Below are 11143 nucleotides of genomic sequence, written 5' to 3'. Positions count from 1 at the left end.
CAGCGGCTCCGTCGACGAGGGCCCGCACCCCGGCAGGGGGTGCGGGCCCTCGCGGCGTCCCGGGCGCCCTGCGGGCCCCCGGGGACGCCGTGCGGAGCGCGGGACGGACCGCGCACGGACCGCATACGGACCGCGCACGGACAGCTGACCGGCTGCGGCCGGGGCGGGCTGCCCCACCACCGCCGGACCCGCGCACGCACGCCGCAGGCCCCGCCCCCACGGGAGGGGACGGGGCCTGCGGGACGAGCCGGGGACGCTCCGACGCTCAGGTCAGAGGGTGCCCTCCTGGGCCTCCAGGAAGGTGTACTTGTTGTCCGGGCCGTACTGGTAGACGCCGATCGTGGCCTGCGTCGGGTCGCCGGCGTCGGAGAACTCGATCGGGCCGGAGATGCCGTCGTAGTCGATGTCGGTGCCGGCCTCGAGGAGCTCCTTGCAGTCCGCGAAGGTCTCGCACTTCTCGCCCTCGCGCGAGACGTTGACGAGCTCGCTCGCGATCGCGGTGCCGCTGTCGTTCTCCGCGGCGATCGCGGCCAGGGCGCTGAGGACCGTCGCGTCGTACGACTCCGCGGCGTAGGAGTAGTCCTTCAGCTGCGGGTCGACCTCGAGCAGGCTCGCCCGGAAGTCGTCCGGCGCCTGCGCGCCCGGCAGGGTGCCCTTGGCGCCCTCGAGCGTGCCGGGCTGGAAGTCCGCCGAGTAGTCGGCGAGGTTGCCGTCGACGAAGTAGACCTTCGACATGTCGTACCCCTGGCTCTGCAGCTCGGGGACGATCTTCTTCGCCTCGTCGAAGGACACCAGCGCGATGGCGTCGGGGTCCTCGGCGAGCACCGAGCTGACGTCGGCGGAGAAGTCCGCGGCCTTCGGGTCGTAGACCTTCTTCGCGACGACCTCGCCGCCGCCGTCGGTGACCGACTGCTCGATGTTGTCCGCGAGGCCCGTGCCGTACGGGTCCTGCAGCGCGAGGATGCCGATGGCGGCGTTGCCGTCGCCGAGCATGACGTCGCCGAGCACGCGGCCCTGGAGCACGTCGGACGGGGCGGTGCGGAAGTAGAGGCCCTTGTCCGCGTAGGTCGTGAAGTCCGGCGAGGTGTTCGCCGGGGAGAAGTGCACGACGCCGGCCTGCGTGATCTGGTCGATGACCGTGAACGAGACGCCGGAGGACGCCGCGCCGACGATGACGTCGACGTCGTTGCCGAGCAGGCGGCCCACCGACTGCGAGGCGATGTCCGTGGACGTGTCACCCGAGTCGGAGTCGAACTTCACGGCCTCCTTGCCGAGGACGCCGCCGGCGGCGTTGATGTCGTTGATCGCCAGCTGCACGCCGGCGAACTCCGGCGGGCCGAGGAACGCGAGGCTGCCGGTCTGGGGCAGCAGGGTGCCGACGGTGAAGGTGCCGTCGCCCGGCTGCACCGCGGAGGTCTCACCACCGCCGCCGGCCTGGGCCGTCTCCTCGGTGGTCGGGGTCGCCGACGCACCCTCGTCACTGCTGTCGTCGCCGCACCCGGCGAGCACGACACCGGCGACGCCGAGGACGGCGACCGTGCGCCACATGGCGTTGGGACGGATCATCAAGCGTCTCCTCCATCGGGCCGGCGTGCGCGTCCGTTCGGCCGCGTCCCGGCTCCTGCGTGATGTCCGGGAACCTAGCCGAGGGGGGTGCCGCTGCAGGAGGTCTTCACCGGTTCGTGCCCGACGTCGTAGCGAAAGCGTTACCTGTCCCGGTGCGCGACGACGGGATCCGTCGTGCGCGGGCGCGCAGCGTCAGGCGCCGGCCGCGCCGTCCTTCTCCGTCGCGACGACCGTCTGGGCCACGTCGCGCATCGACAGGCGCCGGTCCATGGAGGTCTTCTGGATCCAGCGGAACGCCTCGGGCTCGCTCATCCCGAACTTCGTCTGCAGGATCCCCTTGGCCCGGTCCACGAGCTTGCGGGTCTCCAGGCGCTCCCCCAGGTCGGCCACCTCGGCCTCGAGCGCGCGCAGCTCGGCCGCGCGCGAGACGGCCATCTCGATGGCCGGGACGAGGTCGGCGCGCGTGAACGGCTTCACGAGGTACGCCATCGCGCCGGCGTCGCGCGCCCGCTCGACGAGGTCGCGCTGGCTGAACGCCGTGAGCATGAGGACCGGGGCGATGCGCTCGCCGGCGATGGTCTCCGCGGCGGAGATGCCGTCCATCTTGGGCATCTTCACGTCCAGCACGACGAGGTCCGGACGCAGCTCGCGGGCCAGCTCCACGGCCGCCTCGCCGTCGCCGGCCTGGCCGACGACCTCGTACCCCTCCTCGCCGAGCATCTCGACGAGGTCGAGGCGGATGAGCGCCTCGTCCTCGGCGACGAGGACGCGCCGGGACGCCGTGGCCGGGGCGCCGGCCGCGGCGGGCGCGGGCGCGGGGCGCGGGGCGGTCGGCTTCGGGGCGGCCGGGCGCGCGTCCTGCTGCGCGGGCTGCTCGCCGGGGGGCTGCGTGGTCACGGCTGCTCCTCGTGGGGTCCGGGCGCCGCGGGGGCGTCGTACGTCCTGTCGTGCTCCGCGCTCGGCCCGGTGGTGGCGTCGTGCGGGTCGTGCGTGGTCCTGCGGGTCCTGCTGGTCGTGCGGGGCCCGAGGGGCCCCCGGAGCGCTGCGTCTAGGCTCTCCTGCGCGCCCCGGTAGGCCAACCGGCAGAGCCAGTGGTCTCAAACACCATCCAGTGTGGGTTCGAATCCCACCCGGGGCACCGCGGCGCCGGCGCGGAGCGCGCCGGCGCCCGCCGCCTCAGGCGTCGTAGGCCGGGGCCACGGCCGCGACGGCGTCGCCCATGCGGTGCACCCGCAGGGCGTTGGTCGAGCCGGGGATGCCGGGCGGGCTCCCGGCGACGATGACGACGAGGTCGCCGACCGAGCAGCGGCCGAGGTCGAGCAGCGCCTTGTCGACCTGGCGGACCATGTCGTCGGTGTGCTCGACCATCGGCACGAGGAACGACTCCATGCCCCAGGAGAGCGCGAGCTGGGAGCGGGTCTCCTCGCGCGGGGTGAACGCCAGCAGCGGGATCGACGTGCGCAGCCGGGCCATGCGCCGCCCGGAGTCGCCGCTCGTGGTGAAGGTGACGAGGTACTTCGCCCCCAGCAGCTCCCCGACCTCGCGGGCGGCCCAGGTGATGGCGCCGCCCTTGGTGTGGGGGCGGGTCTTGAGCTGCGGGATGCGCTCGAGGCCGTGGTCCTCGGTCGCGGAGACGATGCGGGCCATGGTGCGCACCGTCTCGATGGCGTACTGACCGACGCTGGTCTCGCCCGAGAGCATGACCGCGTCGGCGCCGTCGAGCACCGCGTTGGCGACGTCGGAGGCCTCCGCGCGCGTCGGGCGCGAGGCGCTGATCATCGACTCGAGCATCTGCGTGGCCACGATGACCGGCTTGGCGTAGCGCCGGGCCAGCTCGACCGCCCGCTTCTGCACCAGCGGCACGTCCTCCAGCGGCAGCTCCACGCCGAGGTCGCCGCGCGCGACCATGATGCCGTCGAACGCGTCGACGATCTCGCCGAGGTTCTGCACGGCCTGCGGCTTCTCGACCTTGGCCAGGACGGGCAGCCGGACGCCCTCCTCCTCCATGATCGCGTGCACGTCCTCGGCGTCCTTGGCGTTGCGCACGAAGGACAGCGCGATCATGTCGGCGCGCAGGCGCAGGCCCCAGCGCAGGTCCTCGATGTCCTTCTCGGACAGCGCGGGCACGCTCACCGCGACGCCCGGCAGGTTCAGGCCCTTGTGGTCGCTGACCATGCCGCCCTCGACGACGGTGGTCACCACGCGGGTGCCCTCGACGCTGACCGCCTCGAGGGCGACCTTGCCGTCGTCGATGAGGATGCGGTCGCCGGGCTGCACGTCGCCGACGAGCCCGGCGTACGTCGTGCCGACGAGGTGCTGGTCGCCCGGCACGTCCTCGGTGGTGATGGTGAACTCCGCGCCGTTCTCCAGCAGCACCGGGCCCTCGGCGAAGCGGCCGAGGCGGATCTTCGGGCCCTGCAGGTCGACGAGGACGCCGACCGCGCGGCCCGTCTCGCGGGAGGCGCGCCGGACGCGCTCGTAGCGGGCCTCGTGCTCCGCGTACGAGCCGTGGCTCAGGTTCAGGCGGGCGACGTCCATGCCGGCCTCGACGAGCCGGAGGATCTGCTCGTACGAGTCGGTGGCGGGGCCCAGGGTGCACACGATCTTGGCGCGACGCATGGGCCCGAGCCTAGTGGCTCGCCCTGCACCGCCCGCCCCGGCCCTCCCCCGCGCGCTCCGGTCCTCGGGCGCCGCCGGAGCCGCGCGCAGGAGGGCCCGGGCCGTCCCCCGTGGCGGCCCGGGCCCTCCTGGCGGCCGGGCCGGGCGCTCCGCGTGGGAGCGCGCCCGGTCCCCGGCGCGCGCTGCGCGCCTCAGGCGGCGCCGACGCGCTCGACGAGCGCCTGGCCGAAGGCGTCGAGGTCGCCCGGGTTCCGCGACGTGATGAGCGTGGACGCGCCGCTCTCGTCGACCACGACCTGCTCGTCGACCCACGTGCCACCGGCGTTGGTGATGTCGGTGCGCAGGCTCGGCCAGGACGTGAGCCGGCGCCCGCGCAGCACGTCCGCCTCCACGAGCGTCCACGGCGCGTGGCAGATCGCCGCGACCGGCTTGCCCGCGTCGAAGAAGCCCTTCGCGAACGCCACGGCCGCGGCGTCGGTGCGCAGCGCGTCCGGGTTGGCCACGCCGCCGGGCAGGACGAGCGCGTCGAAGTCCTCCACGCGCGCGTCGGCGACGGCGACGTCGACCGGGAAGGTGTCGGCCTTGTCCAGGTGGTCGAACGCCTGGACCTCGCCGGCCTCGGGGGCGACGAGGCGCGGCGTGCCGCCGGCCTTCTCCACGGCCGCCCACGGCTCGGTCAGCTCGACCTGCTCGATGCCCTCGGCGGCGACCAGGAACGCGACGGTCTTGCCCTGCAGGGTTGCCACTGGTGGTGCTCCTCGCTCACGGCTCGGGTCTGCTGCGTACCTGCGCAGCGTCCCCGGAGCCGTGAGCGGGCAAACGGGACGGGTCGTGCCCCGCCGTCCGCGCGCGGGCTCAGACGACGAGCGGGCGCGCCGTGGGCGGGATCGGCGCCGGCAGCGTCGTCGAGCCCGAGAGGTGCGCGTCGACCGCGGCGGCGCAGGAGCGCCCCTCGGCGATGGCCCAGACGATGAGCGACTGGCCGCGCCCGGCGTCGCCGGCGACGAAGACGCCCGGCACGTTCGTCGCGTAGGACCCGTCGCGCGCGACGTTGCCGCGCGCGTCGGTCTCCAGCCCCAGCTGCTCGATGAGCCCGCCCGGCTCCGGGCCGGTGAAGCCCATGGCCAGGAGCACGAGGTCCGCGCGCAGCTCGCGCTCGGTCCCCTCCACGGGGGTCGGACGGCCGTCCACGAGCTCGACGTCCACCAGCTCGAGCGCGCGCACCCGGCCCTGCCCGTCGCCGAGGAACCGCCGCGTGCTCGCGGCGTACACCCGCTGGCCGCCCTCCTCGTGGGCCGAGGAGGTGCGCAGCAGCATCGGGTACGTCGGCCAGGGGTGCGCCGCCGAGCGCTGCTGCGGCGGGGCGGGCATGATCTCCAGCTGCGTCACGCTCGCCGCGCCCTGGCGGTGGGCGGTGCCGAGGCAGTCGGCCCCGGTGTCGCCGCCGCCGATGATGACGACGTGCTTGCCCTGCGCGTCGACCGGCCCCTCGTACGCCGGGTCGAGCGCCCGGCGGTTGCCGTGCGGCAGGTAAACCATCGCCTGGTGCACGCCCTCGAGCTCGCGACCCTCGACGGGCAGGTCGCGCGCCTGGGTCGCGCCGACGGCGAGCACGACCGCGTCGAAGCGCTCGCGCAGCTGCGGGCCGGTGATGTCCTGCCCCACCGCGGTGCCCGGGCGGAAGCGGGTGCCCTCGGCGCGCATCTGCTCCAGGCGCCGGTCCAGGTGCCGCTTCTCCATCTTGAACTCGGGGATGCCGTAGCGCAGGAGCCCGCCGACCTGGTCGGCGCGCTCGTACACCACGACGGTGTGCCCGGCGCGGGTGAGCTGCTGCGCCGCGGCCAGCCCCGCGGGGCCGGAGCCGACGACGGCGACGGTCTGCCCGGACAGCCGCTCCGGCGGGTGCGGCTCGACCCAGCCCTCGGCGAAGGCGCGGTCGGCGATCTCGACCTCGACCTGCTTGATGGTCACCGGGTCGCTGCCGATGCCGAGCACGCAGGCGGCCTCGCAGGGCGCGGGGCACAGCCGGCCGGTGAACTCCGGGAAGTTGTTGGTCGCGTGCAGCCGCTCGGCCGCCTCGCGCCAGTCCTGCCGGTGCACCAGGTCGTTCCACTCGGGGATGAGGTTCCCGAGCGGGCAGCCGTTGTGGCAGAACGGGATGCCGCAGTCCATGCAGCGCCCGGCCTGGCGGCCCATGAAGGCGTCGCGGTCGGCGCCCGCCTCCTCGTACACCTCGCGCCAGTCGCGGATCCGCACGTCGACCGGGCGGCGTGCGGGCAGTTCGCGCGGGGTGGTGAGGAAGCCCTTCGGGTCAGCCATGCGTGGCCTCCATGATCCGCTGCAGCGTCTCGGGGCTGTCGGGGGCCAGGCCCTCCTCGAGCGCGGCGGCCCGCGCGGACAGCACCCGCTTGTAGTCGGTCGGCATGACCTTGGTGAACCGGGCGGCCGCGGCCGCCCAGTCCTCGAGCAGCCCGGCGGCGACCGGCGAGCCGGTCTCCTGCGCGTGCCGCTCGACGAGGCCGCGCACGAGGGTGCGGTCCTCCTCGTCGAGCTCCTCGAGCTGCACCATCGCCGCGTTCACCCGCTCGGGGCGCAGGTCGAGCAGGTACGCGGTGCCGCCGCTCATGCCCGCGGCGAAGTTGCGGCCGGTCGGGCCGAGGACCACGACGGTGCCGCCGGTCATGTACTCGCACCCGTGGTCGCCCACGCCCTCGACGACGGCGCTGGCCCCGGAGTTGCGCACGGCGAAGCGCTCCCCCACGAGGCCGCGGACGTACGCCTCGCCGCTCGTCGCGCCGTAGAGGCAGACGTTGCCGGCGACGACGTTGCGCTCGGCCTCGAACGGCGCCGCCTCGTCCGGGCGGACCACGACCCGCCCGCCGGACAGGCCCTTGCCGACGTAGTCGTTCGCGTCGCCGACGAGCCGCAGCGTGATGCCGCGCGGCACGAAGGCGCCGAAGGACTGCCCGGCCGAGCCGGTGAGGGTCACGTCGATCGTGCCGTCGGGCAGGCCCCGCCCGCCGTGGCGCCGGGTGACCTCGGCGCCGAGCATCGTGCCGACGGTGCGGTTGACGTTGCGCACCGGCAGGCGCAGCTGCACCGGCGTGCCGTGCTCGACGGCGTCCGCGGCGAGGCTGAGCAGCTGGTGGTCCAGCGCCTTCTGCAGGCCGTGGTCCTGCGGGACCGTGCGCCGGCGGCTCGCCCCCTCGGGCAGGTCCGGCACGTGCAGCACCGGCGCGAGGTCCAGGCCAGCGGCCTTCCAGTGCTCGACCGCCCGCCGGGTGTCGAGCATGTCGGCGCGCCCGACCGCCTCGTCCAGCGAGCGGAACCCGAGCGCGGCGAGGTGCTCGCGCACCTCCTGGGCCACGAACTCGAAGAAGTTCACGACGAACTCGGGCTTGCCGGTGAACCGCTTGCGCAGCTCGGGGTTCTGCGTCGCGACGCCCACCGGGCAGGTGTCGAGGTGGCAGACGCGCATCATGATGCAGCCGCTGACCACGAGGGGCGCGGTGGCGAAGCCGTACTCCTCGGCGCCGAGCAGCGCGGCGATGACCACGTCGCGCCCGGTCTTGAGCTGCCCGTCGGCCTGCACGACGATCCGGTCGCGCAGGCCGTTGAGCAGCAGCGTCTGCTGCGTCTCGGCGAGCCCGAGCTCCCACGGCCCGCCCGCGTGCTTGAGCGAGGTCAGCGGGGACGCGCCCGTGCCGCCGTCGTGGCCCGAGATGAGGACGACGTCGGCGTGCGCCTTGCTCACGCCCGCGGCGACCGTGCCCACGCCCACCTCGGCGACGAGCTTGACGTGCACCCGCGCCTCGGTGTTGGCGTTCTTGAGGTCGTGGATGAGCTGGGCGAGGTCCTCGATCGAGTAGATGTCGTGGTGCGGCGGCGGCGAGATGAGGCCGACGCCGGGCGTGGAGTACCGGGTCTTGGCGATCCACGGGTACACCTTGTGCCCGGGCAGCTGCCCGCCCTCGCCGGGCTTGGCGCCCTGCGCCATCTTGATCTGGATGTCGTCGGCGTTGACGAGGTACTCGCTCGTCACGCCGAAGCGGCCGCTGGCGACCTGCTTGACCGCCGAGCGGCGCAGGTCGCCGTCGGGGTCGCGGGTGAAGCGGTCGGGGTCCTCGCCGCCCTCGCCGGTGTTCGACTTGCCGCCGAGGCGGTTCATCGCGATGGCGAGGGTCTCGTGCGCCTCCTGGGAGATGGAGCCGTACGACATCGCGCCGGTGTTGAAGCGCTTGACGATCTCGCTGACCGGCTCGACCTCGTCGAGGGGCACCGGCGGGCGCACGCCCTCGCGCAGGGCGAAGAGCCCGCGCAGGGTCATGAGCCGCTCGGACTGGTCGTCGACGAGCTTGGTGTAGCCCTTGAAGATCTCGTACTGCCGCGAGCGGGTGGCGTGCTGGAGCCGGAACACCGTCTCCGGGTCGAAGAGGTGGCGCTCGCCGTCGCGGCGCCACTGGTACTCCCCGCCCACCTCGAGGCGCTGGTGCTCCGCGGACGAGCCGCGGGCCGGGTACGCCTGGCGGTGCCGCTGCGCGACCTCCTCGGCGATGACGTCGATGCCGACGCCGCCGAGGCGGGACGTGGTGCCCGCGAAGTAGCGGTCGACCAGCTCCTGGGACAGCCCGAGCGCCTCGAAGACCTGCGCGCCGCGGTAGGACGCCACCGTCGAGATGCCCATCTTGGACATCACCTTGAGCACGCCCTTGCCGAGCGCCTTGATGAGCCGCGCCACGGCGTCGCGCGGCTCGACACCGGTGACGACGCCCTGCGCGATGAGGTCCTCGACGCTCTCCATGGCGAGGTAGGGGTTGACCGCGGCCGCGCCGTAGCCGATGAGCAGCGCGACGTGGTGGACCTCGCGCACGTCGCCGGCCTCCACGAGCAGGCCGACCTGGGTGCGGGTGCGCTCTCGGATGAGGTGGTGGTGCACCGACGCGGTGAGCAGCAGCGAGGGGATGGGCGCGAGCTCGCCGTCGGAGTCGCGGTCGGAGAGCACGACGAAGCGCGCGCCGCCGGCGATCGCGGCCGAGACCTCCGCGTTGATCTCCTCCAGCCGCGCGGCCAGGCCCTCGCCGCCCTCGGAGACGCGGTAGAGGCCCTTGACCCGGGTCGTGGCGAAGCCGGGCAGGTCGCCGTCGCGGTTGACGTGGACGATCTTGGCGAGCTCGTCGTTGTCGATGACGGGGAACGGCAGCACGATCTGGCGGCAGTGCGCCGGGGTGGCCGTGAGCAGGTTGTGCTCGGGGCCGATGGTCGTGCCGAGCGCCGTGACGAGCTCCTCGCGGATCGCGTCGAGCGGCGGGTTGGTGACCTGCGCGAAGAGCTGGCTGAAGTAGTCGAAGAGCAGCCGCGGGCGCTCGGAGAGCACGGCCACGGGGGTGTCGGTGCCCATCGAGCCGATCGGCTCGGCGCCCGAGCGCGCCATCGGCGCGACGAGCAGGCGCAGCTCCTCCTGGGTGTAGCCGAAGGTGCGCTGACGGCGGGTCACCGAGGCGTGCGTGTGCACGACGTGCTCGCGCTCGGGCAGGTCGTCGAGGTGGACGAGGCCGGCGTGCAGCCACTCCCCGTACGGCGCCGCGCCGGCGACCTCGGCCTTGACCTCCTCGTCGTCGACGATGCGCCCGTGCTCGGTGTCGACGAGGAACATGCGCCCGGGCTGGAGCCGGCCCTTGCGGACCACCCGCTCGGGCGCGATGTCGAGGACGCCCGCCTCCGAGGCGAGGACGACGAGCCCGTCGTCGGTCACCCAGTAGCGCGCGGGGCGCAGGCCGTTGCGGTCGAGGACCGCGCCGACGAGCGTGCCGTCGGTGAAGGTCACGCAGGCCGGGCCGTCCCAGGGCTCCATGAACGTGGAGTGGAACTCGTAGAAGGCCTTGCGGGACGGGTCCATCTGCCCGTGGTTCTCCCAGGCCTCCGGGATCATCATGAGCACCGCGTGCGGCAGCGAGCGCCCGCCCAGGTGCAGCAGCTCGAGCACCTCGTCGAACGAGGCGGAGTCGCTGGCGTCGGGCGAGCAGATCGGGGTCAGGCGCTGCAGGTCGCCCGGGATGAGGTCGCTGGCGAGCGTGCTCTCGCGCGCGGCCATCCAGTTGCGGTTGCCCTTGACCGTGTTGATCTCGCCGTTGTGGGCGATGAAGCGGTAGGGGTGCGACAGCGGCCACGACGGGAACGTGTTCGTCGAGAAGCGCGAGTGCACGAGCGCGAGCTCGGAGGCGAACCGCCGGTCGGACAGGTCGGGGAAGAACGGCTCGAGCTGCCCGGTCGTGAGCATGCCCTTGTAGACCAGCGTCCGCGCGGACAGCGACGGGAAGTAGAGCCCGAGCTCGTGCTCGGCGCGCTTGCGCAGCGCGTAGGCCAGGCGGTCCAGGCCCAGGCCGACGACCCGGCCGGAGGCCGCGGCGACGAACACCTGGCGGAACGCCGGCATGCACGAGCGCGCGGTCGCGCCGAGCAGGTCCGGCGCGGTCGGCACGTCGCGCCAGCCGAGGACGGCGAGGCCCTCCTCGGCGGCGATGCGCTCCACGCCGGCCACGGCCTCGGCCGCGGCGGCCGGGTCGACGGGCAGGAAGGCGGTGCCCACCGCGTACGCCCCCGCCGGCGGCAGCTCCACGCCGGCCACGGCACGCAGGAACGCGTCGGGGACCTGGGTGAGGATGCCCGCGCCGTCGCCGGAGTCGACCTCGGCGCCGGAGGCGCCGCGGTGGTCGAGGTTGCGCAGCGCGGTGAGCGCCTTCTCCACGATGTCGTGGGTGGGCTCGCCGGAGAGCGTCGCGACCATGGCGACGCCGCAGGCGTCGTGCTCGTCGCGGGGGTCGTAGAGGCCCTGCGGGCCGGGCCGGCGCGTCGCGCTCGCCAGGGCGCTGCGGGCGGCGGTGGTGGCGGCGTCGCGGGACGGGGTGTCGGGCACGGCGTCGTCCTTCCTCGTCACAAGGGGGGGTCGCGCGCACGAGGG

Annotated in this window: 6 protein-coding genes and 1 tRNA gene; 1 reads left to right on the top strand and 6 read right to left on the bottom strand. The window is 74.1% G+C overall.

The window, feature by feature from the left end; genetic code table 11:
• Positions 1 to 270: 270 nt before the first annotated feature.
• Together D5H78_RS15420 and D5H78_RS15415 are read right to left on the bottom strand one after the other, a co-directional pair.
• Positions 271 to 1566 carry an ABC transporter substrate-binding protein gene (locus D5H78_RS15420; protein ID WP_119951399.1) on the bottom strand — a complete coding sequence of 432 codons (1296 nt, stop codon included), beginning with the start codon at positions 1564 to 1566 and terminating at the stop codon, positions 271 to 273.
• A 192-nt stretch (positions 1567 to 1758) separates the two neighbouring features.
• Entirely contained in the window at positions 1759 to 2463 is a 705-nt protein-coding gene (locus D5H78_RS15415) for an ANTAR domain-containing response regulator (RefSeq protein ID WP_119951398.1), read from the bottom strand.
• 167 nt (positions 2464 to 2630) lie between these two features.
• On the opposite strand from D5H78_RS15415, the gene D5H78_RS15405 reads away from it, so the two are divergent.
• Positions 2631 to 2704: transfer RNA gene (locus D5H78_RS15405), tRNA-Leu, on the top strand.
• Between the two features lie 38 nt (positions 2705 to 2742).
• Here D5H78_RS15405 and pyk read toward each other — a convergent pair.
• From pyk to gltB, 4 genes are all read right to left on the bottom strand, one after another.
• Positions 2743 to 4185: a pyruvate kinase gene (pyk, locus tag D5H78_RS15400; protein ID WP_119951396.1), complete on the bottom strand. Its 1443-nt coding sequence runs from the start codon at positions 4183 to 4185 to the stop codon at positions 2743 to 2745.
• Between the two features lie 191 nt (positions 4186 to 4376).
• Positions 4377 to 4931: a type 1 glutamine amidotransferase domain-containing protein gene (locus tag D5H78_RS15390; protein ID WP_218566676.1), complete on the bottom strand. Its 555-nt coding sequence runs from the start codon at positions 4929 to 4931 to the stop codon at positions 4377 to 4379.
• A 109-nt stretch (positions 4932 to 5040) separates the two neighbouring features.
• Positions 5041 to 6504: a glutamate synthase subunit beta gene (locus tag D5H78_RS15385; protein ID WP_119951393.1), complete on the bottom strand. Its 1464-nt coding sequence runs from the start codon at positions 6502 to 6504 to the stop codon at positions 5041 to 5043.
• On the bottom strand, positions 6497 to 10969 hold the full coding sequence (gltB, locus tag D5H78_RS15380; protein WP_342782481.1) for a glutamate synthase large subunit: 4473 nt from the start codon (positions 10967 to 10969) through the stop codon (positions 6497 to 6499). The genes D5H78_RS15385 and gltB overlap by 8 nt, the downstream gene beginning before the upstream one ends.
• Between the last annotated feature and the right edge of the window lie 174 nt (positions 10970 to 11143).

It is taken from the genome of Vallicoccus soli (genome assembly GCF_003594885.1).
In the GTDB taxonomy this organism is placed as follows: Bacteria; Actinomycetota; Actinomycetes; order Motilibacterales; family Motilibacteraceae; genus Vallicoccus; species Vallicoccus soli.
This window is presented reverse-complemented; position numbering and strand designations above follow the sequence as displayed.